25 protein-coding genes are annotated in these 24662 nt (G+C 68.5%); 10 read left to right on the plus strand and 15 right to left on the minus strand.

Translation table 11 applies throughout. The features are described 5' to 3' along the window. Positions 1-100 precede the first annotated feature (100 nt). Positions 101-691, plus strand: a complete 591-nt coding sequence (locus EV137_RS32405) for an RNA polymerase sigma factor (RefSeq protein ID WP_238175690.1) — start codon at positions 101-103, stop codon at positions 689-691. Further along, positions 678-1511, plus strand: a complete 834-nt coding sequence (locus tag EV137_RS32410; RefSeq protein ID WP_134131891.1) for a hypothetical protein — start codon at positions 678-680, stop codon at positions 1509-1511. Before EV137_RS32405 ends, EV137_RS32410 begins: the two co-directional genes overlap by 14 nt. Here the strand turns inward: EV137_RS32410 and EV137_RS32415 are convergent. Continuing rightward, complete coding sequence (locus tag EV137_RS32415; RefSeq protein WP_134131892.1) at positions 1504-3909, minus strand: beta-L-arabinofuranosidase domain-containing protein; 2406 nt, start codon at positions 3907-3909, stop codon at positions 1504-1506. The genes EV137_RS32410 and EV137_RS32415 overlap by 8 nt on opposite strands. 199 nt (positions 3910-4108) lie before the next feature. Between EV137_RS32415 and EV137_RS32420 the strand changes: the two genes are divergently transcribed. Next, positions 4109-5092, plus strand: coding sequence for a LacI family DNA-binding transcriptional regulator (locus EV137_RS32420; RefSeq protein ID WP_134131893.1), 984 nt, complete (start codon positions 4109-4111; stop codon positions 5090-5092). On the opposite strand, the gene EV137_RS32425 is transcribed toward EV137_RS32420, so the two are convergent. After that, complete coding sequence (locus EV137_RS32425; RefSeq protein ID WP_134012237.1) at positions 5081-5563, minus strand: DUF1707 SHOCT-like domain-containing protein; 483 nt, start codon at positions 5561-5563, stop codon at positions 5081-5083. The two genes, EV137_RS32420 and EV137_RS32425, sit on opposite strands and share 12 nt — an antisense overlap. A 198-nt stretch (positions 5564-5761) precedes the next feature. On the opposite strand from EV137_RS32425, the gene EV137_RS32430 reads away from it, so the two are divergent. Then, entirely contained in the window at positions 5762-6394 is a 633-nt protein-coding gene (locus tag EV137_RS32430; protein ID WP_134131894.1) for a hypothetical protein, read from the plus strand. Between the two features lie 66 nt (positions 6395-6460). On the opposite strand, the gene purL is transcribed toward EV137_RS32430, so the two are convergent. The 4 genes from purL to purS are packed head-to-tail and all read right to left on the minus strand — an operon-like array spanning position 6461 to position 11697. Beyond that, positions 6461-8722 (minus strand): phosphoribosylformylglycinamidine synthase subunit PurL, encoded by a 2262-nt coding sequence (purL, locus tag EV137_RS32435; protein WP_134131895.1) that lies wholly within the window; start codon positions 8720-8722, stop codon positions 6461-6463. Between the two features lies 1 nt (position 8723). Further along, positions 8724-10769 (minus strand): DUF2339 domain-containing protein, encoded by a 2046-nt coding sequence (locus EV137_RS32440; RefSeq protein ID WP_238175691.1) that lies wholly within the window; start codon positions 10767-10769, stop codon positions 8724-8726. Beyond that, a complete protein-coding gene (gene purQ, locus EV137_RS32445; RefSeq protein ID WP_134131897.1) occupies positions 10769-11437 on the minus strand; it encodes a phosphoribosylformylglycinamidine synthase subunit PurQ in 669 nt (222 codons plus the stop codon). Before purQ ends, EV137_RS32440 begins: the two co-directional genes overlap by 1 nt. Beyond that, complete coding sequence (purS, locus tag EV137_RS32450) at positions 11434-11697, minus strand: phosphoribosylformylglycinamidine synthase subunit PurS (protein ID WP_134012227.1); 264 nt, start codon at positions 11695-11697, stop codon at positions 11434-11436. Before purS ends, purQ begins: the two co-directional genes overlap by 4 nt. 112 nt (positions 11698-11809) lie before the next feature. On the opposite strand from purS, the gene EV137_RS32455 reads away from it, so the two are divergent. The 5 genes from EV137_RS32455 to EV137_RS32475 all read left to right on the plus strand — a co-directional run bounded on the left by EV137_RS32455 (position 11810) and on the right by EV137_RS32475 (position 15640). Further along, a complete protein-coding gene (locus EV137_RS32455) occupies positions 11810-12328 on the plus strand; it encodes a PadR family transcriptional regulator (RefSeq protein ID WP_133785965.1) in 519 nt (172 codons plus the stop codon). Continuing rightward, complete coding sequence (locus EV137_RS32460) at positions 12328-13002, plus strand: ABC transporter ATP-binding protein (protein ID WP_134012225.1); 675 nt, start codon at positions 12328-12330, stop codon at positions 13000-13002. Before EV137_RS32455 ends, EV137_RS32460 begins: the two co-directional genes overlap by 1 nt. Continuing rightward, entirely contained in the window at positions 13002-14327 is a 1326-nt protein-coding gene (locus EV137_RS32465; protein ID WP_134012223.1) for an FtsX-like permease family protein, read from the plus strand. Before EV137_RS32460 ends, EV137_RS32465 begins: the two co-directional genes overlap by 1 nt. Before the next feature lie 121 nt (positions 14328-14448). Continuing rightward, positions 14449-15069, plus strand: a complete 621-nt coding sequence (locus EV137_RS32470; protein ID WP_166680070.1) for a CDP-alcohol phosphatidyltransferase family protein — start codon at positions 14449-14451, stop codon at positions 15067-15069. 79 nt (positions 15070-15148) lie between these two features. Beyond that, entirely contained in the window at positions 15149-15640 is a 492-nt protein-coding gene (locus tag EV137_RS32475) for a hypothetical protein (RefSeq protein ID WP_134012219.1), read from the plus strand. Here EV137_RS32475 and EV137_RS32480 read toward each other — a convergent pair. After that, positions 15637-16512: a phosphoribosylaminoimidazolesuccinocarboxamide synthase gene (locus EV137_RS32480; protein ID WP_134012217.1), complete on the minus strand. Its 876-nt coding sequence runs from the start codon at positions 16510-16512 to the stop codon at positions 15637-15639. The two genes, EV137_RS32475 and EV137_RS32480, sit on opposite strands and share 4 nt — an antisense overlap. A gap of 21 nt (positions 16513-16533) precedes the next feature. Next, complete coding sequence (locus EV137_RS32485) at positions 16534-17595, minus strand: FAD-dependent oxidoreductase (RefSeq protein WP_134131899.1); 1062 nt, start codon at positions 17593-17595, stop codon at positions 16534-16536. Between the two features lie 53 nt (positions 17596-17648). Here EV137_RS32485 and EV137_RS32490 point away from each other — a divergent pair, with 53 nt between their 5' ends. Next, positions 17649-18227 (plus strand): TetR/AcrR family transcriptional regulator, encoded by a 579-nt coding sequence (locus EV137_RS32490; protein ID WP_134131900.1) that lies wholly within the window; start codon positions 17649-17651, stop codon positions 18225-18227. Here EV137_RS32490 and EV137_RS32495 read toward each other — a convergent pair. The 7 genes from EV137_RS32495 to purB form a co-directional block, all read right to left on the minus strand. Next, positions 18211-18633, minus strand: a complete 423-nt coding sequence (locus EV137_RS32495; protein WP_134131901.1) for a hypothetical protein — start codon at positions 18631-18633, stop codon at positions 18211-18213. The two genes, EV137_RS32490 and EV137_RS32495, sit on opposite strands and share 17 nt — an antisense overlap. Positions 18634-18775: 142 nt before the next feature. Further along, the gene (locus EV137_RS32500) at positions 18776-19036 is read right to left on the minus strand and encodes a hypothetical protein (RefSeq protein ID WP_134131902.1); all 261 of its coding nucleotides are present in this window, start codon (positions 19034-19036) and stop codon (positions 18776-18778) included. A gap of 2 nt (positions 19037-19038) precedes the next feature. Next, positions 19039-21045 carry a glycosyltransferase family 39 protein gene (locus EV137_RS32505; RefSeq protein WP_134131903.1) on the minus strand — a complete coding sequence of 669 codons (2007 nt, stop codon included), beginning with the start codon at positions 21043-21045 and terminating at the stop codon, positions 19039-19041. Position 21046: 1 nt separating this feature from the next. Then, positions 21047-22276: a bifunctional glycosyltransferase family 2/GtrA family protein gene (locus EV137_RS32510; RefSeq protein WP_134131904.1), complete on the minus strand. Its 1230-nt coding sequence runs from the start codon at positions 22274-22276 to the stop codon at positions 21047-21049. A gap of 63 nt (positions 22277-22339) precedes the next feature. After that, positions 22340-22732, minus strand: a complete 393-nt coding sequence (locus EV137_RS32515; RefSeq protein ID WP_130387968.1) for a hypothetical protein — start codon at positions 22730-22732, stop codon at positions 22340-22342. 1 nt (position 22733) lies between these two features. Beyond that, positions 22734-23090 carry a hypothetical protein gene (locus tag EV137_RS32520; RefSeq protein ID WP_134131905.1) on the minus strand — a complete coding sequence of 119 codons (357 nt, stop codon included), beginning with the start codon at positions 23088-23090 and terminating at the stop codon, positions 22734-22736. Between the two features lie 3 nt (positions 23091-23093). Beyond that, entirely contained in the window at positions 23094-24521 is a 1428-nt protein-coding gene (gene purB / locus EV137_RS32525) for an adenylosuccinate lyase (protein ID WP_375372044.1), read from the minus strand. Positions 24522-24662: the final 141 nt, after the last annotated feature.

The raw sequence follows: 24662 nt of genomic DNA on the forward strand, positions 1-24662 counted from the left end.
CTGCAGGAAGCTGCAATCTCGGCGGGGTGAAATGGGTGGACCGGCTGGTGGACATCCACCAGGTATGACGCTGATACCGATCGAGGCTCGGAGTGGGCCGGTGAGTGAGGGAGTTGTGCACGGCCCACCACCAGATGCGCGCCGGGAGCGGTTCGAGCAGGTCTTTGCGACGCATCGGGAGGCGGTGCTCGGGTACCTGCGCCGCCGGACCGACAGCGGCCACGACGCCGCGGACCTGCTCGCCGACACGTTCCTGGTCGCCTGGCGCCGGCTGGACGACGTACCACTCGACCCGCAGACCAGACCATGGCTGTACGGCGTAGCGCGCCGGGTGCTCGCCAACCACCGCCGCGGTGAGGGCCGCCGGCACGCACTGGCGACCAAGCTGCGTGGCGAGCTCAGTGACGCCGAACCGGTGCACCCGCTGCTGGACGACACTCCCGCGGCACGTGCCTTCCGCGCACTGCCGGAGCAGGACCGGGAGCTGCTGTCACTGGTTGCGTGGGAGGAACTGGACACAGGCCAGATAGCCACAGTCCTCGGCATCTCACGCAACGCCGTACGCATCAGGCTGCACCGCGCCCGGAAGCGGTTCGCCAAGCTGCTCACCGCCCCACTCGTGAACCGCACCGTGGTCGCTCTCAACACTGCGTCCACCCTGGAAGAAGGGGTTTCCCATGAAGACGCATGACATCGACGCCGCTGTCCGCGGCCTCGACCCGCACCAGTCCACCGACCGCGTCTCCGACAACGCCTGGGATGAGCTGGCCGACGCGGTCACCACGGACGAGTCAGCTCCGGTAGTACGCCCCCTGCGCCGCTCCCATCCGCGCCGGCTCGTCCTGGCCGCTGCCTGCACGTTGCTGATCGGCGGTGTGGTCGCGGCGACCGTGGTCAACCGCCCCGACCAGAGCCAGCCGCAGGCGCTGTCCTTCACCGAACGCGGCGACAAGCTGATTGTCCGGGTGGTCGACGCGAACGCGGACCCGAAGCGGTACAACGCCGAGTTCAAGAAGATGGGCCTGGACGTGACGGTCCTGAGCGTCCCGGTCAGCCCGCCGTGGGTCGGCAGGATGATCAGCTTCACCGGCCGCAACGACAAGGACATGAGCCAGCTCAGGATGCTGGAGCCGGGTGAACAGTGCAACGGAACGCTGAACGCCGCGGACCCGGGCTGCCAGGAGGGTGTCGAGCTGCCGAAGAACTACGACGGCAAGACCGAGATCCAGTTCGGCCGCGTGGCGAAGCAGGGCGAGCGCTACTTCCACACCTCGTCGTCGGCGACGGACAAGGGGGAGGTCTTGGCCGGGCTGACGGTGAAGAACAAGACCATCGACCAGGTGCTGCCGCTGGTCAGGTCCCGCGGTGTCCGCGAGATCGAGTACCTGACCAGCAACGGTTCCAACCAGGAGCCGGTGAAGTCCCCGCCCGGCAACTGGTACGTCAAGGACGCCTCCGCCTACGCAGAGGGCGAGGTCTCCTTGTACGTCAGCCCGACACCGGTCAAGTAACCAGGAGCTGCAACAAGCCTCCGGAGTGCGTCGGACGCAGTACGGCCTCCACCCGGACGTACTGCGTCCGCACCGGTGTGAACGTCGTCGTGTTGAGCCGGTCCACCGCTACGTCGTACGGCGTGGTGTTCTGGACCGGCCGCCACGTCTCACCGTCCAGCCACAGCACTTGCCACGACTGAGGGACACGACATTGACCGGAGCCGGTGTCGTCGAACCAGTACGCCGAGACCTCAGACAGCTCGCGTACCGAGCGCAGGTCGTACTCGATCCATTCCGTCGAACCGCGGCGGTCCCACCAGGTGAAGCGCGGAATCGACGTGTCTGCGGAGGATTCCGGCGTACGTCCGGAGTCCGGTGCCTCGAGCGAGTCACCGTCGTTCACGTGGGACGCGGTGATCCTGGTGCGGTAGCTCCACTCCTTGCCGTCTGCAGCGACCTGGGGGAACGACGTGACCCGCAGGCGGGCCGCACCCATCGGTATGAGGGTCACGGTCTCCACAGGCTCGTCCGACTTCGCCGGCCCCGGCTGAAGCAGTCCGACCACGTCCTCGGTGTCTGTCTCCCACTGCGGGATCCGCCGGGCCAGTGTGGTGAGTGCGAGCGGCACTCCGTCCGTGGTGAACGGGTTGTCGCCCGCCTCCCGTCGTACGACGTCGATCGGCGCATCAGCGACCAGACCGTAGTTCCACGGCGATTCCGGGTAGACGGAGAGTTCCGGCCACTCGTCGGTGCCGCCGATGCGCTCATAGCGTTCGTCGATCTGCAGCGAGTAGGTCAGTGGGCCGCGGTCGACGGACACCGAGTGCTGATTGTCGTCCCACACGCGCGTCGTGGTGCGCATCGGCAGGGTGAGTTCGACGCGATCACCTGTATGCCAGGTGCGGTCCAGCTTCATCCAGTCACCAGACGTCTGCACCTGTCGTCCGTTGACCTGCACAGTGACGTCGGCCGCCCAGCCAGGACGCCTTAGATAGAAGGGGAATCGGACCGGTCGTCGCGTCTGCACCGTGAACGTCATGGTGTCCGAGAACGGGTACTCCGTGTCCTGGACGACACTGACGGTCTCACCAGCTCCGACCGTCGCAGTCACCTTACTGGCGGCATACATCGATGCAGCGAGCCCGTTGTCCGTCGTGGCCAGCCAGAGCTCCTGCACGTAGTACGGCCAGCCCATGCCGTAGTTGTGCGGGCAGCAGCGGTACTGATGTACGCCGTACTTGTAGGCCTGCATCGGGAACGGGTTCTGGAACTGCCCGTGCTTCGGCCGGTCGTCGAGCTGCACGCTGTTGGCACAGGTGATGTAGTGCATAACCTGCTGCTGCGGGTCGTACGACGCCGGCAGCGAGTTGAACGCCAGCTCCTCACACCTGTCCGTCCACGCGACGTCACCGGTGAAGCGGGTGAGCAGCTCGCAGCTGTGCATCAGCTCGACGATCCCGCACGTCTCGAACCCCTGTCGCGGGTCACCGAACCCGGGCCGTGAGTTCTCGTCCCCAGCGAACCCGCCACCGGGGAACTGGCCGTACAACCCCATGACCGTCGCATAGTTCCGGTACGTCGCGTCTCGGTGCTTGGCGTCCCCGGACAGCAGCCAGTACTGCAGCGGCTCCCGGAAACCCTGCGCCAGGTTGACGTTGTGCCAGTTGGGAATGCCGCTGACGTAGTCCGCGGACCCGTTGTGCATCTTCGTCACCAGATCGAGCAACCACTGCTCTCCGGTGCGGTTGTAGAGCCAGTACGCGCTGTCGATGTTGTCGCCCCAGCGGAACGCACCCCACGACCGGTTGAACACCTCCGGCGGCTGCGTGTTCTGGAACCGCAGGTACTTCGTCATGAACGGAATGACCCGCTCGTCACCGGAGTACTCGTACCAGGACCGGAACGCGGCGAGCAGCGGCATACCCGGCCAGAAGTCCGGCCCGTTCTCCAAGGAGGTCCGCAACCGCTCCGGACCGAACCACCCGTCGTCTGCTTGTGTCGCGAGGATCCCGTCCATCCACCGCTGTGTCCGGGTCAGTACGCCGCTGTTGCCCGTGACGTAGCCGAGGTCGCCGAAGCCACGGAGCCAGTAGGGCAGCTCCTCCCAGGCTCCCTGTGCGGGGTCGACCCAGCCGTTGGTCTCGTACACCAGGAAGTCCGAGATCTCGTCGTACCGGCCGCAGAGCCCGTCGACCTGCAGGGCGAGTTGCTGCGCCAACCAGCCGCGCGGCTCGATCGCACCGGGCGGGAGCTTCTGGAACGGGACCGGCCGGAGCGGGACCCGCTGTGGGACGTAGTGCCCGCCGCGGCCGGCCGGCGGTCCGGAGGGTCGGGCGGCTTCGGCAGGAGCCGGGTCGAGGGCAGTCACGACTGCCGCCGCGGCGAGGGAGACAGCAAGGAAGTCACGTCGGGGCATTCCTTCTGGAGTGGGTTCAGGCATGGTGAGGCCTTTCGAGTGACGGGGGCGGACATCACTGCGACGGAAAGACCGCACACGTTTTCCGTCGTTGACAACGTAGGACTGCCAACGGTGCCGGTCAAGATCAAAGCGCAGGTCAGCAAGGCCTCCAGGGCAATCCTGATACGCTTCGCCCATTGACCGGAAGGAAACAAGGATGAAGAGGCCAGGTGTGCGGATGGTGGACGTTGCCGCGCTCGCCGGGGTGTCCGCCGGGACCGCGTCGAAGGCCCTCAGCAACACCGGCCAGCTGAGCCAGGAGACCAGAGACCGGGTACGTCGGGCCGCCGCGACGCTCGGGTTCACGCCAGATGCCCGCGGTCGTGCGCTCTCGTCCGGCCGGACGTACACCGTGGCACTGCTGACCACCGACAGCTCGGGTCGCTTCAGCATCCCGATCATGCGCGGTGTCGAGAACGTGCTCAGCGCGGGTGAGCTGGCGACCGTCCTCTGCGACACACGCGACGACCCGCTGCGCGAGCAGACCTACCTACGTTCCCTCGTCGCGCGCGGCGTCGACGGCATCGTCGTCACCGGCCGCCGGACCGAGCCGCGGACGCGCATCGACGTACCGCTCCCGGTTGTGTACGCGCTAGCCGCCTCAACCGACCCGACCGATGCCTCAGTGATCGTCGACGACGCGGGAGGCGCCGCCGCCACGATCACCCACCTGCTCCGACTTGGCCGCACCCGCATCGCCCATGTCACCGGCCCCGCACACCACCGCTCCGCCGCCGAACGCGCCCAGGCCGTCACCGCAACGGCCGGCACCGCTCTCTGCGGCGAACCGCTCTACGGCGATTGGAGCGAACGCTGGGGCCGCCAAGCCACGGATCTGGTACTGCGTCAGAACCCGGACGCGATCAGCTGCGGCAGCGACCAGATCGCCCGCGGTGTCTGCGATCGCCTCCGCGAACTCGGCCGCTCGGTCCCCGAGGACATCGCGGTCACCGGCTACGACAACTGGCCCGTCATGGCGCTCGCCAGCCGCCCGCCGCTCACCACGGTCGACCTCCGCCTGGAAGACCTCGGCCGCCGCGCCGCCACGCTCCTACTGGAAGCAATCGCCGGCAAGCCGCACCACGGCGTACTGGAACTCCCCACGCAACTGATCACGCGCGAGTCGACTCTAGGAACCTGACTCCCGCCGCGGCTTGGAAGCCCACCGGTACGCGTACGCGACCCAAACCACCGCGGGTACGCCGAAGATCGCCGCCGCAATCTCCCGCCCGAACACAAGCAACAACAACCCCGCCAACACAAACGGCACCGCCAGCCACACAGCCCCGGCAAACGCCGCCCACCGCCACCGGCCCGGCTTGCGCGGCACCGGCCTGTAGAGCGCCGGGGTAGGCAGGCCGGCGAACACGGGCTGCAGATCGCCGTGCGTGACGGCCCGGTTCAGCAGATCGACGCGGCGGTGCAGCTCGTCCTCGTCGAGTCGCCCGATCGCGAACTGCTCGGCCAGCTCGTCGGTGCAGACGCGCCGCTCCTCGTCGGTGAGCCGGATGTTGACCATCCGCCGCCGGGCCGCGACCTCCCGCGCCTCCTGACCGGCCGCCGTGGCAAAACCGATCAGATCGGCCGGTTTCACCGGTCGCCGCTCCGCCATCCGCCTCACCTCACACTCGTCCCTCCGAGTGTGCCAGACGTCCCGGAAGGCGTCTTCTGACGCCGCATCGGGCGCACTTGGTTGCCGGGTACGGCGGAGACGCTGATCACAGATCCGGCACTCAACGTCGCGTAGCCACCGAGTCATCTCTGATCTCGACGGGCCGAACGGGCCACCCTTGACGATGGAGACAACATTATGAAGAAGACCCTCACCGCTCGCGTTCTGGCCGGCGCCGCGATCATCGGCGCCGCGGGGCTGGTCCTCGGGATCGCGCCGAGCGATGCCGCCGTCCCGGCCCGGACCGCCGCCGTCACCACGCACGCCAAGCCGGCACTCAAGCCGGCGAGCCTGCACTTCAGCTACAAGTGCTGGGGCGTCGGGAGCCACTGCAACGTCGCGGTGTACGCGCCGACGGGCTGGAAGTTCGCCCAGCTCAGCCGGGAGCAGGCGAAGTTCACCGACAGCTCGAACACGTGGATGCTGCGCGTGAACGGCGGCCTCGGCGGCAAGGTCAGCACGAGCCGCGCCGCCGACCAGCGGGTCCACGCTCTGCACGGCGTCGCCGGCTTCAAACTGAAGTACCGCGGCAACGGCAGCACGGCGTCGAAGGTCGTCTGGGACGCGCCGCGCGTCGCCTACACGCAGATCACCTACACCTACCGCGACGGCGCCCGCGGTCAGCGGTGGGTCACCACCCGCTTCGTCGACACCTACGAGAACGGCCGCCGCGCGTACATCGAGATCACGGTCGCCGGCCGTCCCCAGGACCAGGCCGGACTCAGCAAGGTGCTGACCGAGGCGACCCAGCGGGTGGCGCTGGTCGGCTGACATCCGCACCGCGGCGAACCACGGCCAGGTGACCCGGGCACCAGCGGCGCCCGGGTCACACAACCGTCAGTTGAGGACGGACGGCAGGGTTGCCGTCCAGGCCTCGCGCAGCTCGGTCAACGGGACCTCGAACTGGTCCTGGACGTCGAGGGTGTCGCCGGTGATGACGCCGATCTTCGCGTGCGGGAAGCGGCGGGCGGTGCACATGTCGGTGAACCGCACCTCCTCGGTCCGCGGTACGGCGACGACCGCACGGCCGGCCGACTCCGCGAACAGGAACAGGAACGGGTCGAGACCGTCCGGGGCCCACACCCGCGCGCCGACACCGCCGCGCAGCGCGGACTCGACCAGCGTCTGCGCGACGCCGCCGTCGCTGACGTCGTGCGCCGCGTCGATCAGCCCGTCACGGGACGCGTTGATCAGGATGTCGGCCAACTGCTGCTCCGCCGCCAGGTCCACCGCCGGCGGCCGCCCGCCGAGGTGGCCGTGGACGACGTGCGCCCACTCGGACCCGGACAGCTCCTCCTCGGTCTCACCGAGCAGGTACAGCTGGTGGCCCTCCATCTCGGGCGTGAACCCGATCGGCGTACGGCGGGTGACGTCGTCGATCACGCCGAGCACACCGACCACCGGGGTCGGCAGGATCGCGGTCTCGCCGGTCTGGTTGTAGAACGACACGTTCCCGCCGGTGACCGGGATGCCGAGCTCCTTGCACCCGTCGACCAGGCCGCGGATCGCCTCGGTGAACTGCCACATCACCGCCGGGTCCTCGGGCGAGCCGAAGTTCAGGCAGTCGGTGACCGCGGCCGGACGGGCGCCGGTGGTCGCGACGTTCCGGAACGACTCGGCGAGCGCGAGCTTGGCGCCGGTGTACGGGTCCAGCTTGGCGAACCGCCCGTTGCAGTCGGTCGACACCGCGACGCCGAGGCCGCTGGTCTCGTCGACCCGGATCATCCCGCTGTCCTCGGGCTGCGCAAGCACCGAGTTGCCGAGCACGTACCGGTCGTACTGGTCCGTCACCCAGGACTTGTCGCACAGGTTCGGCGAGGCGACCAGCTTCAGCAGCGTGTCCCGCAGCTCCGCGCCATTGCTTGCCCGCGGCAACTTCTCGGCACCGTCGGCCTGCAGCTCGTCCTGCCAGGACGGCCGCTCGTACGGGCGGTTGTACACCGGACCCTCGTGCGCGACGGTCTCCGGCAGTACGTCGACGACCCGCTCGCCGTGCCAGTCGATCTCCAGCCGCCCCGTGTCGGTCACCTCACCGATCACGTCGGCCTGGACGTCCCACTTCTCGCAGATCTTCAGGAACGCCTCGACGTTCTCGGGGGTGACGCAGGCCATCATGCGTTCCTGCGACTCGCTCATCAGGATCTCTTCGGGCGACAGCGAGGCGTCCCGCAGCGGCACCTTGTCCAGCGACACCCGCATGCCGCCGTCGCCCGCGCTCGCGAGCTCGGAGGTCGCACACGACAGACCGCCACCGCCCAGGTCCTGGATGCCCTCGACGACGTTCGCGGCGAAGAGCTCGAGCGTGCACTCGATCAGCAGCTTCTCCATGAACGGGTCACCGACCTGGACCGCCGGACGCTTGGTCGGGCCGCCCTCCGCGAAGGTCTCCGACGCCAGCACCGACACGCCGCCGATACCGTCGCCGCCCGTCTTGGCGCCGTACAGGATCATCTGGTTGCCGACGCCGGTCGCGTTCGCGAGGTGCAGGTCCTCGTGCCGCATCACGCCGACGCAGAGCGCGTTCACCAGCGGGTTGCCGAGGTACGTCGGGTCGAAGACGACCTCGCCGCCGATGTTCGGCAGCCCGAGGCTGTTCCCGTAGCCGCCGACGCCGGACACGATTCCCGGCAGCACGCGCTTGGTGTCCGGTGCGTCCAGCGGGCCGAAGCGCAGCGGGTCCATCACCGCGACCGGGCGGGCGCCCATCGCGATGATGTCGCGGACGATGCCGCCGACCCCGGTCGCCGCGCCCTGGTACGGCTCGACGTACGACGGGTGGTTGTGCGACTCGACCTTGAACGTGACGGCGTACCCCTCGCCGATGTCGATGACGCCGGCGTTCTCACCGATACCGGCCAGCATCTTCCCGGCCGGCGTCTCCTGCGGGATCTCGCCGAAGCGCTTCAGGTGCACCTTGGACGACTTGTACGAGCAGTGCTCGCTCCACATCACCGAGTACATCGCCAGCTCGCAGCTGGTCGGGCGCCGCCCGAGGATGTCCCGGATCCGCTGGTACTCGTCCGGCTTCAGCCCGAGCTCAGCCCACGGCTGCTCGACGTCCGGGGTACTCGTAGCGTTGCTGACGGTGTCGGTGGACACGTTACGACTCCTGCACTAGGTGGGACTCAGGTGAAACGGTAGCGGGCTGGTGAGAAGCCATCAGATGGGCCACCAGCAGTGGGACGGCGAAACCGGCCATGATCGCGGGCAGTGCGACGCCGGCGTCGTTGAGGAGCATGCCGACGAGGCCGCAGGTGGACAGCGCCACCAGAGTCGGACGGACCATCGGGAAGCTGTCGTAGAAGGCGCGGTACGACACGGACGGCACACGCTGCGGCATGAGCGTGGCCAGCATGCAAAGGACGACAGCGATGAGCATGGCCCAGCCGGCCGGTCCGCTGAAGAACTGCACTGCCATCTCCAGCTTGCGGATCAGTACGTCGCTGACGTCGCCGTCGAGGAGGCGGGCGACGAACGCGCCGAAGTGACTGCGCTGGTCCGGCGGACGCAGGTAGTCGAGGAAGGCGACCGCAGAAACCACCAGTACGCCTGCCACGCCCACACCGATCAATGCGCGCAGTGAAATGCTCCCGTGCCACGTCAACCAGGCCATGAGCAGCACGGCCGGAGTCAGCGCGATGATGCCGCCGAAGTCCGTCCCCCAGCCCGGCTTGCCGTCCACAACGATCGCAGCACCGCCGACGACCAGTACGGCGATCGCAGCCTGCACCCTGCTCTTGCTGATGAGCTTCTGTGCCGCGAAGCCTGCAGCGACGAGTGCTCCGACCGCCAGCGTCGCAAAGGTGGAGTTCCCGAAGCCGTAGAAGCGCCCACCGATCACAGGCCCGTCAGCGAACATGCTGCCGACCTGCAGCGGCGTACCGAGCACGCCGTCGACCAGCAGGATCAGGTACGCCGCCATTGCGAGTCCGAGGTACGCGTACTTCTTCAGCATGACCTGTGCCACCAGAGCAGCTAGCGCACTGATCCCGATCGTCACGCAGTACAAGGAGAAACCAGGTGACGGCCAGCGCCACCAGACGGTCAGTGTGGACAGGAAGACCGCCAGGTAGAACCCGCCCTGCATCAGCAACGTGAACACCGCGGTACGACGGGACGCGGGCGATCGCCGGAACAAGAACCAGAGCAGCGCGAGCACCTCGGCTGCAACGATCGTCAGCGACACCGCGAACAGCATCGGCCGTGGCTGCTCGAACCGCTGGTTGGCGTCCAGCCGGTCCTCGATGACGGCTGCCGCGTCGGTGTGACGGTCTCCCGTGAAGTGGATCTCGTTACCATCCAGCGGACCTGGGTCAGCTGACCCCGCGGGGTCGACGTTCGCCGGAGTCCGGCCCCTGAGGACGGTCGCTGTCACATCGGTGAGCTGGATGAGCCCCGGACGCCGGGTGCTGTCGCTGGTCAGCCAGCGCGGTCCGTTGTCCGGAGGTAGCTGCATGGCGACCAGCGGCTCCTGGTGCGCGTTCGCGAGCTCCTGGCTGACACCGACCAGCAGGACCCAGCCACCGGCCGCACGGGCCTGCGTAACCAGCTGAGCAACCTTCTGGCGCGCCTCCGCCCGCCCTTCCCGTGGCGGCAGCGCACCGGCGTCGACGATCGCGTCACGGCAGTCCGGCTTCGCCAACTGGGAAGCGTCGAACTCAGGCTGCCAGTTGCTGACAGTGCCGTCGGTCCGGGCCAGCGCGATCGCAGCGCCCGGACCGAAGCCGCAAATGGGGTGCCCGGTCTGGCCGAGGCGGCCGATCGGTGCGCCCGTGTGATGCTCGGCCTGGCGGTCGACGTACGTCTGCCAGTCGCTCACCTTGCCATTGGTCACCGCAGGCAGGTCGCCGCACGACTGATCGGCCACGCTCCCCCACGACCGGGTGCCGGCGCTGATCGTCAGCCACCCGTCGATCGGACAGGTGTGCGGCCCGGCGGTCTTCACCGAGATCGAGCCCACGTGCGACTGGTTCACCAGCGCGGTCAGCTCCGGCGACGCCTTCACGTCGTTCCAGGTCAGTCCGGGTACGCCGATGACCACGACCTTCGCGAACAGACTGGTGGGCTGCGCGGCCGCCGTACCGCTGCTCAGGAGCAGGACCGTCGCCGTGAGCAGGATGGCGCGGACCAGCCCGGTGAACCTCATCAGGAGGCGACGACGGCCTTCAGCACCGAGGTGAAGAAGCCCAGGCCGTCCGTCGTCGGGCCGGTGAGTGTCTCGACGGCGTGCTCCGGGTGCGGCATCAGGCCCACCACGTTGCCGCGCTCGTTGCTGATACCGGCGATGTCGCGGTAGGAGCCGTTCGGGTTGCCCAGGTAGCGGGCCACCACCCTGCCCTCACCCTCCAGCCGGTCCAGCGTCGCCTCGTCGGCGACGAACGAACCGTCCTGGTTCTTCAGCACGATGGTGATCTCGTGGTTCGCGTCGTAGTCGCTGGTCCACGCGGTGCTGTTGTTCTCGATCCGCAGCGCCTGGTCCTTGCAGACGAACTTGCGGTGGTGGTTCTTGATCAGGGCGCCGGGCAGCAGGTGCGACTCGCACAGCACCTGGAAGCCGTTGCAGATGCCGAGCACCGGCATCCCCTGGCCGGCCCGCGTGATGATGGTCTCCATCACCGGCGCGAACCGCGAGATGGCACCGGCCCGCAGGTAGTCGCCGTACGAGAATCCGCCGGGCAGGACGACCGCGTCCACACCGTGCAGGTCCGCGTCGCCGTGCCAGAGCGCGACCGCCTCGGCGCCGGCCACCGCAGCCGCGCGGCGGGCGTCCGCGTCGTCCAGCGAGCCCGGGAAGGTGACGACCCCGATCTTCACTGCGCGTCCTCTTGGCCGTTCTCCACGTGCAGCGTGTAGTCCTCGATCACCGGGTTGGCCAGCAGCGTGTCGGCGGCCTTCCGGATCTCGGCGACCCGTTCATCGGTCGCCTCACCGTCCAGGGTGATCTCGAAGCGCTTTCCCTGCCGGACGTCGGCCACGCCGTCGAAGCCGAGCCGGCCGAACGCGCCGTGCACCGCCTTGCCCTGCGGGTCGAGGATCTCGGGCTTGAGCATGACGTCGACGACAACGCGAGCCACTGACTACTCCAGGTTCGTTGCGGGGTGACGGCTGAATCCTACCGACCGCGGCGTGGATTGCCGCATCCTGGACTATTCACTGAGTACATACACGCGGTGTATAGTTCTGGCCGTGGCCACTGCTGAGCTCGTCCTCGGGCTGCTGTCCGCCGGCCCGGCACACGGGTACGACGTGAAGCGGGGCCATGACGCCTGGTTCCCGGACAGCCGGCCGCTCGCCTTCGGACAGGTGTACACGACTCTCGGGCGACTGGAGCGCGACGGACTGGTCGAGATCGTCGACAAGACCTCCGGCGGCGGACCGGACCGGACGGTCTACGCGCTGACGAGCAAGGGCCGCGACCACCTGAGCGACTGGCTCAACGACCCGGTGCCGCCGGCCTGGGGAAGCGCCGACGAGGTACTGCGGAAGCTCGTGGCAGCGATCCGGACCGGAGGCGACGCGGCGGGGTTCCTCGCCCGCCAGCGCGCCAGCCACCTGCGCCGGATCCGTGAGCTGCGCGAGACCCCGGCCGACGACGACCCGACCTCGCCGCTGGTCCGCGAGTACATCGTGGCCCACCTGGACGCCGACCTGCGCTGGCTGGACGGCGCACTGGACCGCATCTCCGAGCAGAGGGGGACTCGCTGATGAATGCTGCTCTGGAACTGGAACGAGTCGAGTACGCCTACCGGCGGAACACGGCCCTGCGCGGCGTCAGCCTGCAACTCAAGCCGGGCGAGGTCGTCGCGGTGACCGGTGCGAGCGGATGCGGCAAGTCCACGCTGCTGCACTGCGCGGCCGGCATCCTCACTCCGGACGCCGGTGCTGTGCACGTGGACGGCCAGGACCTGGCTGCTCTGCCGGAGGAGCAGCGTGCGGCGCTCCGGCGTACGAAGGTCGGCATCGTGCTGCAGTTCGGTCAGCTGGTGCCGGACCTGCCACTGGTCGACAACGTGGCGCTGCCGCTCCTGCTGGGTGGCCATGAGCGCGGTGAGGCACACAAGGCCGCGATGAACTGGCTGGACCAGGTAGGCATCGCCGACGACGCCGACGCGGTTCCGGGCGAGCTGTCCGGCGGCCAGACGCAGCGTGCTGCGGTAGCGCGCGCACTGGTCACCGGTCCGTCCGTGGTACTCGCCGACGAGCCCACCGGCAGCCTGGACAGTCGGGCCGGCCAGGAGCTGCTCGACGTACTGCTCGAGGCTGCCCGCTACCGCGGTGCCGCTCTGCTGATGGTGACCCACGACAACCTGGTGGCGGCGTCGGCAAACCGCGAGATCCGGCTGCGCGACGGCCTGATCCAGCACGAGGTGTCACTCTGATGACACTCGAGACGCTGGTGCAGCTTGCGCGCTCACGGACGCCGGCGGACCGCAGCCGGGTCCAGCTGGCCACTGCAGCGCTCGCATTCAGTGGAGCCCTGCTGCTCGGCGCACTGCGCATCGCCCGCCTGGGCAAAGGTGAGCTGAGCAACGATGTCTACAGCAACTACGTCGCCGAGAGCGGCCTCCGGTCCGGGCTGATCGCGATCCTGATCATCCTGGCCGCACTCACCGGGGGCCTCGCGGTCCAGGCCTTACGACTCGGTACGGCGGCCCGCGAGCGGCGGCTGACTGCGCTACGACTGGCAGGCGCGTCCCGGAAGCAGCTACGGCAGCTGACCGTCACCGACGCTGCCATTGCCGGTCTGGCCGGTGGACTGCTCGCTGGACCTGCCTACCTGATCCTCAGCCTGCTCTTCGGCGCACTGCCATTGATGGCTCGGGTCCTGCCCGGCGCGGAACTGATGGACGCGGTCCTGTGGATTCCCGTGGTTGTGATGATGACGGCAGCCGGGGCGGTGATCGGAAGTCTCCTGCACCGAGACGGGCCCGTCTCGAGGCAACCACAGTCCGTGGCGCAGCGTCGTACCGGCATCATCGCTGGACCGGTACTGATCGCGCTCGGCCTGCTCGCCTCGCCCTACGCGGGCTACGTGGGGTCCACGATCCTGCTCGCCGGCCTGGCGCTCTTCTTCCTGAGCACCTCCGGAGTCTGGATCCGCGGGTTGGGGCGGCGGCTGCAGCGGTCCGGAGACCCGGCCAACCTGCTCACCGGCCTCCGCCTGGTGACCGACTCCCGGCCCGCCTCCCGGATCTGCATGCTGCTGGGGTGCTGCGGCTTCCTCGTCGGCACCATGGTGAACGGGATCGCCGGCGTCCAGGCCGATGCCGAGTTGGACGGTACTCACACGTTCTACGACACCGGGTTCGGGCTGACGATCGCCGGACTCGTTCTGGTGGTGCTGACCGCGATGGCCGCGCTGATCGTCGGTGTCGCGGACCAACTGGTCGACCAGCGCCGCCAGTTCGCCAGCCTGACCGCGCTGGGTGTGGACCTGCCGTTCCTTCGCCGGGTCATTCGCCGCCAGTTGACCGCGGTCGCGGCTCCCGCACTGGCCGTCGGTCTGCTGTTCGGCACCGTGACCGGCATCAACCGAGTAGCCGGCGGTGCGGTCGAGCCGTTCGAGCCGGGGACGCTGCTGCTCGCGGCGATCCTGACGATCGCAGGCTGGCTCCTCGGTCACCTCGGCGGCGCCGCCGCCGGTTTCCTGCTTCGCAACCAACTCCGGGACGCACTCGATCCCGAGAACCTAAGGGCGGCCTGATGACTCTGCATTTGGCCGGGCCTCCGGCGCCGGCGTGGTCATGGGCCTTCGGCTCCCGGCCTTCCCTCGTCGCTTCGGTCGCTTCGCTCCCTACGCTCCTCAGTCCAGGCCGGGAGGGCCCATGACCTCACTACCGTTGGAAGTCCGGCCTGCATTGTTGCTCGCGATACCGAACCGGATCACGCTGGTTCGGACCGTGATCGCGATGGCGCTTGCCACGTATGCGTTCCAGACCGGCGAGCTGCTCTGGCTGGTGATCGGGTATGTCGCCTACTGGTTCGGTGACAGTCTCGACGGCTGGGTGGCGCGCCGCCGGAACGAGGAGTCGCTGTCCGGTGCGGTGTTCGACATCGTCTGCGACCGGGCCTGCTCGTTCCTGCTGGCGGCCGCGTTCATGGCGACGTACCCGGACACGATCGGCCCGTTGGCGCTCTACCTGGTGCAGTTCGGCGTACTGGACACCATGCTGACGTTCTCGTTCCTGCTCTGGCCGTGGATGCTCAGCCCGAACTACTTCTACAAGGTGGACCGGCCGATCTACGTCTGGAACTGGTCCAAGCCCGCCAAGGCGATGAACACCGGCGCCGTGGTGGTCTCGCTGATCGTCGCCGGTCAGACCGGCGCACACTGGCTGCCGTACGCCGTCGCGATCGCGGCCCTCGCGGTCAAAGTGGTCTCGTCGTACCGCCTGATCGAGATCCTCTGCGGCCGTCGCGCCGCCGCGCCGGGCGAGGCACGATGACGGGGTGGACCCTGGACTACCCCTGGAAGGGGGCCTGAGTTCCGTGGCAATGGCCGGGATCACGCTTAGCCTCGGTGTCATGTGGGTGTGGCAACTGGCACTGGCGGTGGGCTTCGGCATCGGCTCCGCCGTCGTACCGTTCATGAACGCGGAGGCGTACGTCCTCGCGCTCGGCGCCACGCATGCCCTGAACCCGGTGGTCGCCGCGATCGGCGTGTCGATCGGGCAGACCATCGGCAAGGTCGCGATGTTCCTCGCCGTCCGCTACCGCCCCGGATATGCGGCCCGCAAGACCAAGAAGGAACCCCGGCCGGTCAACCTGGACACCCGCTGGGGCCGCTTCGTCCAGTGGAACCGCGACCTCAGCAAACGCCTCATGGACGCCATGAGCGACAGCCGCTGGGGCGCCCCGGTCACGCTCCTGAGCGCTTTCGTCGGCATCCCACCGCTGTACGGCGTGGCGCTCATCGGCGGCGCCTCGCGGATGCGAACCGTCGTTTTCACGCTGTCGGTCCTGGCCGGCCGCAGTGGCCGCTTCATCCTGCTCGCGCTCGGCGTGGGGCTGTTCTAACCCTCGAACTTCCGCCCGGTCAGCTGTTCGTACGCCGCGATGTACGACGATCTGGTCCGCTCGACGACCTCGTCGGTCAACGGCGGCGGCGCCTCACCCGACGTGCGGTCCCAGCCGGACTCGAACTGCAGCCAGTCGCGGACGATCTGCTTGTCGTACGACGGCTGCTGCTTGCCCGGAGCCCACTGGTCGGCCGGCCAGAACCGGCTCGAGTCGGGTGTCAGCACCTCGTCGGCCAGCACGAGCGTCCCGTCCGCGCGGGCCCCGAACTCGAACTTCGTGTCCGCCAGGATGATCCCGCGCTCCTCGGCCATCGCCCGCGCCGTCGTGTAGATCTCGAGCGTGGTGTCCCGCAGGACAGCCGCCGTGTCCGCGCCGACGGTCGCGACCACCACGTCGTACGACACGTTCTCGTCGTGCTCGCCGAGCTCGGCCTTCGTCGCCGGCGTGAAGATCGGGGTGTCGAAGCGCGAGCCCTCGACCAGGCCGCCCGGCAGCGGGATCCCGCAGACCGCGCCGGTGGCGTTGTAGTCGACCAGTCCGGTGCCGCTCAGGTACCCGCGGGCCACGCACTCCACCGGGTAGATCGCGAGCTTCTCGCACACCACGGCCCGTCCGGCGACCTCGGCCGGCACGTCCGTGGAGATGATGTGGTTCGGCACGTCCAACTGCTCGAACCACCACAGGCTCATCGCGGTGAGCACCTTCCCCTTGTCGGGGATCACCGATTCCAGGACCCAGTCGAAGGCGCTCATCCGGTCGGTCGCAACCATCAGCAGGTCGCCGGACTCGAGCTCGTACAGGTCCCGGACCTTGCCGGAGTGGAGGTGCTTCGCACCGGGAATCTCAGGCGCCTGCGGAAGTGTGGTCACGGGCCTGATTGTTCCATCCGCCTACTTGCGGGCCCGCAGGGCCACCAGTTTCCCGCCGACGGTGAACAAGGCGTCACGGATCGCGCAGAGCAGTGGGTTCTCGGTCTGGCCGAGGCGGCCGACGCTGCGGGAGCGCTTCACGAGCTTCGTCGTCGCGGGCCGTCGTTCGGCGTCGTACGCCGTCAGCGCCGCCGGCAGATCGCTGGTCCGTCCGAGGTGCCGGGCCAGCGCACCGGCGTCCTCGATCGCGGAGCAGGCGCCGCGGCCCAGGTTCGGTGTCATCGCATGCGCCGCGTCGCCGAGCAGCACCACCCTCCCCTGCACGAACGGCACCAGAGGCAACGTCAGGTCGTAGATGTCGTTTTGCAGGATCTTCTCGCTGCCCGCGATCAACCGCGGCAACGGATCGTGCCAGCTCTCGAATACCGTCGGCTCGCTCTTGGTACCGGCCGGCTGGTTCGCCGTCGCGTACCAGTAGAACCGCCCGTCGATCAGCCGCGCGAACCCGAACAGTTGCCCGCGCCCCCAAGTCTCGCCACCGCCGTCGTCGAGGTCCACATCGGCGATTCCCCGGTACGCCGTGAACCCGGAGTACCGCGGTCCCGCGTACTGCGGAGACAGCGCTCCACGCACCGCGCTCCGAATCCCGTCGGCAGCCACCAGCAGCTCCGCCCGCAGCTCACCGTTGACCGTGACACCGTCCGCATCCTGCGTCACCGTCCGTACGTCGTACCCGGTCCGAACCGTCACCGCGGGGCCGAACTCGGCCGTGATCAGGTCGTGCAGCTGCGCGCGGTGGATCATCACCGGGAGCTCCATGCCGAGATCGGCCGCACCGACCACCCAGCGACCGTCGGGCTTGCGCATCCCGGCCGGCTTGGACTGCACCGACGCCTTCTCGACCCCCTTGACCCCGAGCTCCTCGAGCACGGCGACCGCCGACGGCCAGACCGAGATACCGGCCCCGACCTCACCCAGCTCCGGAGCACGCTCCAGAACTGTGACCTGCCAGCCGCGCCGTTGCAGCGCGACAGCAGCCATGACCCCTCCGATACCCGCCCCGACCACGATCGCCGTACTCATGCGATCGACTCTACATCTGTAGAGTTCAGCTGGGAAGTGCGAGACTGTGCGACGTGACGAAGACGGCTCCGCGGGGCGCGGATCGGCAGGACGCCATCGCGGACGCGGCGATCCGTCTCGTCGCGACCCGTGGACTGCGCGGGCTGACGCATCGCGCCGTCGACGCCGAGGCGGGCCTGCCGCCGGGCTCCACGTCGTACTACCTGCGGACGCGGAACGCCCTGCTCACCGCGTGCGTGAGCCGGATGCTCACCCGGGACGTGGCCGGGATGCCGCCGCCCGGCGCGGATCCGGTCGAGCTGATGGTGGCGATGACGGTGGGACTCGCGCAGGATCGGCCGGACGATCTGGTCGCGCGGTACGAGTTGTCGCTGGAGGCGAGCCGTCAGCCCGAGCTGCGGGCTGCGATCGACGAAGGCGGGCGGCAGTTGCGGGCGATGCTCACGCAGTTGCTGGCCGGACTCGGCGTACCCGATCCGGAGGCGGCCGCGTGGCCTGTCGCCGCGATGCTGGACGGACTCATGTACGACCGGGTCGCCGGGACCGGCACAACGCTCTCACCAGAAGCGTTCGAGGCCGCCGTACGACGCTCTGTCACGGCGCTGATCGCCGGACTCAGAGACGGTCCGTGACCGCGACGAACGTGAAATAGCAGACGCCGACCAGCATGCCCACGTGGCCGAGGACGGACAGGCCGGCACCGGAACCCCAGGCGTCACTCTGCGCATCCTCGGAGTGCTTGCCTCCGCTCGGCAGCCAACGGGCCAGAAGCAACAATCCGATGACCGTGAGCAACCACCAGCCGGCCAGTATGACCAGGGCGACCCCCCGCCGACCGGTGACCAGGGCAACGACCCAGCCGATCAGCGTGATCACTCCGACCACGGTGTGCAGCCGCAACAGCGTTGCGGAGTACCCGTGCCGGCCGGCACCGTGACCGGTGCCGTCGACAACAGTCCCGCCGAGCCGGACGCGCGTGATCAGTACGACGACCGCTCCGAGCGCGGTCAGGAACCAGGTGACGTTCGACCATTCCACGCACCGATCCTTACCCCTCCCGATGGGCAAGTGAACCATTCAGCGTGTCGTCCCACCCACCTCACCACCAACTTTGTGCCCCCACCAACCAGATTTCAGCGTGCAGAATGGTCGGTGGGGGCCCAAAGTTGCCTTGAGGGGGTCAGCGGTTCGGGGCTGTGCCTCCTTGGGGGAATCCACCGCCGGGCCCACCGAACTGACCCTGCTGATTGCTCGTGCCGTCCCACGAGTGGCCGACTGCCATGCCGCCGAGGAAGGCCAGTACGGCGAGGATCGAACCGGCGCCGGCGAGCATCAGATTGCTTGGGCGCCCACCAGGCTGCGCGACCTCCGGCTGCTGGGCCGGCGGGTTGTTCTGGGCAGCATGTGCCGCCTGGAACTGGGCTTCCGCGGACTGTGTCATCTTCATGCTCCTGTTCCGGTGGAGAGGTCGTAGACGGTGGTGCTGCCGACGGTCTGGGACTGGAAGTTCTCGCTGACCCAGGTAGCGATCTCACTCGAGGTGGCGTTGCGGCCGCCCATCATCCCGCCGCCACCACTTCCGACGAAGTAGTGAATCTTGCCCTGAGCAACCAGTTCCTTGAACTCGTCGAGCGACGGCGCCGGGTCGGTCCCGTTGAACCCGCCGATCGCCATGATCGGTTCGCCGGACGCGATCTGAAGCGGTGCCGCACCGTTCGCGGTGACTGCCGCCGCGGCCCAGGTGTATCCCTTCGCGCCCTGCTGCAGCAGCGTCACCAGTTCGCTGGAGACTCCACTGATCCCGCCACCACCAAGGAACCCGCCCATACCGCCACCACCAGGACCAGCCTGTTGCGTAGTACCGGTGCCCGGCTGCTGCGTCGTACCGGTGCCGGTCTGGCCGGGCGGCATACCCATCCGGCCGCCGCCGAAGCCACCGCGCAGGCCGCCCATGCCACCGGCACCCGAGGGGCCGGCGGAAGGTAGTGCACCGGCGTGCGCCGCACTGATCGTCTCGACGGAGTACGCCGTCGGTCCGGCCAGCGCACTCACCGCGAGCAGTGTCGCCGCGAACAGCCCGGCCCGCCGAGCCGCCGTACGGTGCAACTTCAACTCAGGCAGGACCATCAGCACCCCGGCTGCCACCACACCGGTGGCCAGAACCACCCAGCGCAGCCACGGCTGCCACGTCGGTGTCTGGTTCAGCAGCGCGAAGCTCCACCCAGCCGTCAGCAGGATCCCGCCGGCCAACGTGGTCCGCGGCAACCATTCCGTACGTCGCTTCCAGAGCACCGCCATCGCCGCACCGATCAGCGCACCGATCGCCGGTGCCAGCGCGATCATGTAGTAGCTGTGGATGATGCCCTGCATGTAGCTGAACACCAACCCGGTGACGACCAGCCAGCCACCCCAGAGCAGTGCGAATGCCCGCTTCCGATCGGTCCGCGGGGCCTTGCCCGAAGCAACGACCAGCACGATCGTCGCGAGCAGAGCCGCCGGCAGCAGCCATGCGATCTGCGACGCGAACTCACCGCCGAACAGGCGCTGGACACCAGCCGCCCCACCCCAACCGGGGTTGCCTGCCCCGCCACCGACCGAACCGGTCTCGTTGCCGCTCAACCGGCCGAGTCCGTTGTAGCCGAGGGTCAACTCGAGAATGCTGTTCGTCGACGACCCGCCGATGTACGGTCGCGCCGACGCCGGAATCAGCTCGACGATCGCGACCCACCAGCCGGCGCTCACGATCAGCGAAACAGTCGCCAGCACCAGGTGCATGAGACGCTTCCCCAGCGCCGGCTTCCCCGCGACCAGGTACGCGATCCCGAATGCCGGCAGGATCAGGAACGCCTGCAGCATCTTCGTCAGGAACCCGAACCCGACCAGCGCACCGGCCAGGATCATCCATCGCGCCGAGTGCTTCACAGAGTCGATCGCCCGTGTCACGGCCCACGCACCGGCGCAGAGCAGCAGGATCAACAGCGCGTCCGGGTTGTTGAACCGGAACATCAGGACTGCGACCGGCGTCACCGCGAGGATCGCTCCGGCGAGCAGGCCGGCGTTCGCGGAGAACCAGCGCCGTACGGCGACGTACACGAAGCCGACGCTCGCGACGCCCATCAGCGCCTCGGGTACCAGCATGCTCCAGGTGTTGAAGCCGAAGATCCGCCCCGACAGCCCCATCACCCACAGCGAGGCGGGGGTCTTGTCGACGGTGATGAAGCTGGAGGAGTCGAGCGACCCGAACAACCAGGCCTTCCAGCTCGTCGACCCGGCCTGCACCGCGGCGGCGTAGTACTCGTTCGCGTAGCCGTTCTTGGACAGGCCCCACAGGTACGCGATCGCGGTCAGCACCAGCAGCCCGCCGTACAGGACCTTGTCCTTCCCGAGCGTGTACTGCGTTGTGATCGCCCGAGGTCTTGTCGCCTCGACGGGATCGGTGAGGGTTGCCATATCAATTGCTCCGGGTGTTTTCGAGAACCGCTGGGGGTTCGAAGGCGGGCAAGGTAGGTGCGTCGTCGTCGAAGACCCAGGCCTGGAAGAGGCTGAACCGGACGACGGTGGCGGCCAGGTTCGCGATGGTCAGGACGGTGATCTCGACCGCTTGGTGCGGCGCAGAAACCCCGTCGTACATGGCGTGCAACAGCCAGAGCGACGCCGCGGTCAGGCTCCAGCCGATCCCGAAGGTGACCAGACCGCGCAGGTGATGCCGCCAGCGGCCTTCGATCCCGCGCACCCCGAACGTGATCCGCCGGTTGAGCGCGGTGTTGCCGACCGCGGTGATCAGCAGTGCCAGCAGGTTCGCGACCTGGGCCGGCATGCCCTGGCGCAGCACGAGATACAGCAGCGCGTACGCCGCCGTACTCAGCACCCCGACCGCGCAGAACCGCAGCACCCGCGCGGCCAACGCCGTACGCGGATCGAGAATGCGCGGCCGGCCGTACTTCTGCCGGATGGCCTCCAGGTCGACGCGGTTGTGCATCAGCCGGGCGATCCCCCGCAGGTCCTCGCCCACCGTCTTCGCGATCGCGACCCGGGAGTCCAGGTCGTCGACCCAGTCCACCGGTACTTCGTGGATCCGCAGCCCGGCCTGCTCCGCGAGCACCAGCAGCTCGGTGTCGAAGAACCAGCTGGTGTCCTCCACCAGCGGCAGCAGCTCGCGCGCCACGTCGGCGCGGATCGCCTTGAACCCGCACTGCGCGTCGGAGAAGTGCGCATTCAACGTTGCCCGTAGCAACAGGTTGTACGAGCGCGAGATGAACTCCCGCTTCGGCCTCCGGACCACCCGGGAGCTCTTCGCCAACCGGGTGCCGATGGCAACGTCACTGTGCCCGGCGAGCAGCGGCGCGACCAGCGGCAGCAGCGCGTTCAGGTTGGTGGACAGGTCGACGTCCATGTAGGCGAGCACCTCGGCGGTGCTGGCGGACCAGACCTGCTTCAGCGCGCGGCCGCGCCCGGACTGCTCGAGCCGGACCACCCGGACCCCGGGCAGCTCGGCGGCGAGCAGCGTACCGATCTCATAGGTCGCGTCCGTACTTCCGTTGTCCGCGATGCAGACCTCGGCCGGAAACGGGAAAGCGGTGTCGAGGAACTCCCGCAACCGTCTGATGTTCGGTCCGAGGTCGTGTTCCTCGTTCTTGACGGGTACGACGATCTCGACCCGAGGATGACCTGGAATCTGCATGTCACCGATGCTGGTCGGTGAACCTGAGTCAGCCCCTGTGCGTGGCTGGCAGTTCCCTGGGACCTACCGGGTGCGACGGAGCCAGAGCAGCCCCAGTACTGGCAGCACCAGCGGTACGAAGCCGTACCCCTGCCCGAAGTGCGACCACACGGTCGCGTCCGGGAAGTCGTCGGGTACGGCGTAGCTGAAGGCGCCGATCGCGATCACGCCGGCCAGCTCGATCGCGATCGCGGCCGTGGCGACCTTGCGCGACACCACGGTCGCCTTCGCCAGCGCGAACGTCGCGGCGCAATAGATGACCGCGGCAACGGCCGACAACAGGTACGCGATCGGGGCGTCGCCGAACTTGGTCGCGATCTGTACGCCGGCCCGTGCGGTCGCGGCGAGCGCGAACACGCCGTACACCGCGATCAGGATCCGTCCGGGCCCGTGCTTCGTGGCCGCCGGATCGGTCATGTCAGACCGCCCAGAGGTCGTGCAGCCGTAGCTCGAGGATCGGGATCACCAGACACGCGATGGCCAGCGCTCCGGCACCCCAGCGGCTGCTCTCGGCCAGCGCCCAGAACGCCCCGATCGGCAGGATGATCAGCGACCCGATCAGGTACCCGATGAAGAACGGCCCGGACACGTCACGGTCGGTCCCGGCGTACTGCACGATCCCGATGACCAACTGCGCGATCAGCCCGACCTCGACAACTCCGACCGCGCCCAGCACGGTCCAGTCGATCCGCTTGTCCCGCGCCGCCAGTACAACGGCGTACACCATCGCAAGCAGCGCCAACGCGACAAGAAACCAGGTGAGCGGTGCGAACACGAGTTAGAGGATGTCACCCGGGGTGTAGGCGGCTGCTTCCGGGTGGCGCTTGGCGAGTTCGTCGATCTTGGCGACGACCGCGGCGACCTGGGCGACGGCCGCGCCGGTGAAGGACAGTGGTTCGCCGACGATGCCGACGATCTGCTCCTCGGTGAGGCCGAGGCGGCCGTCGGCGCCGAGGCGGTGGAACAGGTCGTTCGCGGGCAGGCCCTTGCGCAGGTCGAGCGCGGTGGCGACCGCGTGCTCCTTGATCACCTCGTGCGCAGTCTCCCGGCCGACGCCGTTCTTCACCGCGGCCATCAGCACCTTGGTCGTGGTCAGGAACGGCAGGTACCGCTCGAGCTCACGCGACACGACGGCCGGGTAGACCCCGAACTCGTCCAGCACGGTCAGGAACGTCTCGAACAACCCGTCGAGCGCGAAGAACGCGTCCGGCAACGCAACCCGCCGTACGACGGAACAGAAGACGTCGCCCTCGTTCCACTGGTTGCCGGCCAGCTCGCCCGCCATCGACGCGTACCCACGGAGGATCACCGCGAGACCGTTGACCCGCTCGCAGGACCGGGTGTTCATCTTGTGCGGCATCGCCGAGGAGCCGACCTGGCCCTCCTTGAAGCCTTCGGTGACCAGCTCGTGCCCGGCCATCAGCCGGATCGTGGTCGCCAGGCTCGACGGCCCCGCGGCCAGCTGCACCAGCGCGGACACGACCTCGTAGTCGAGCGACCGCGGGTACACCTGGCCGACGCTCGTCAGCGTGTGGCTGAACCCGAGGTGCTGGGCGATGTCCTGCTCCAGCTCCTCCAGCTTGGCCGGGTCGCCGCCGAACAGGTCCAGCATGTCCTGCGACGTACCCACCGGGCCCTTGATGCCGCGCAGCGGGTACCGCTCGATCAGCTCCTCGATCCGGGCGACCGCGACCAGCAGCTCGTCGGCGGCCGACGCGAACCGCTTGCCCAGCGTGGTCGCCTGCGCGGCCACGTTGTGGGAGCGGCCGGTAAGCACCAGCGCCGCGTGGTCGGCCGCCAGCTGGCCCAGCCGTACGGCGGTCGCCACCGCACGGTCCCGGACCAGTTCCAGGCCGGCGCGGATCTGGAGCTGCTCCACGTTCTCGGTCAGGTCACGACTCGTCATCCCCTTGTGGATGTGTTCGTGCCCGGCGAGAGCGCTGAACTCCTCGATCCGCGCCTTCACGTCATGTCGCGTGACCCGCTCGCGGTCCGCGATCGACGCCAGGTCGACCTGGTCGACCACTCGTTCGTAGTCCTCGACGACCCCGTCCGGAACCTCGACCCCGAGCCGGCTCTGGGCCTTCAGTACGGCGACCCAGAGCTTCCGCTCGAGCACGATCTTGTGCTCCGGTGACCACAGCTCCGCCATCGACAGACTGGCGTAGCGCGCGGCGAGAACGTTGGGGATCCGGGGTTTGGTCACGAACCCCATTCTCCCAGACGGCTCAGAGGTCGCGCGGAGCGGTGGTGCCGTCGCGAGCGTCGTCCCGCGGAGTGCTGGGCAAGGCGGAGGAGGGAGGCAGGACGGAGTCCTGTCGACCGACGACAACGCCGCCCAGTGCCC

The sequence above is a fragment of the Kribbella pratensis genome (genome assembly GCF_004366075.1).
In the GTDB taxonomy this organism is placed as follows: Bacteria; Actinomycetota; Actinomycetes; order Propionibacteriales; family Kribbellaceae; genus Kribbella; species Kribbella pratensis.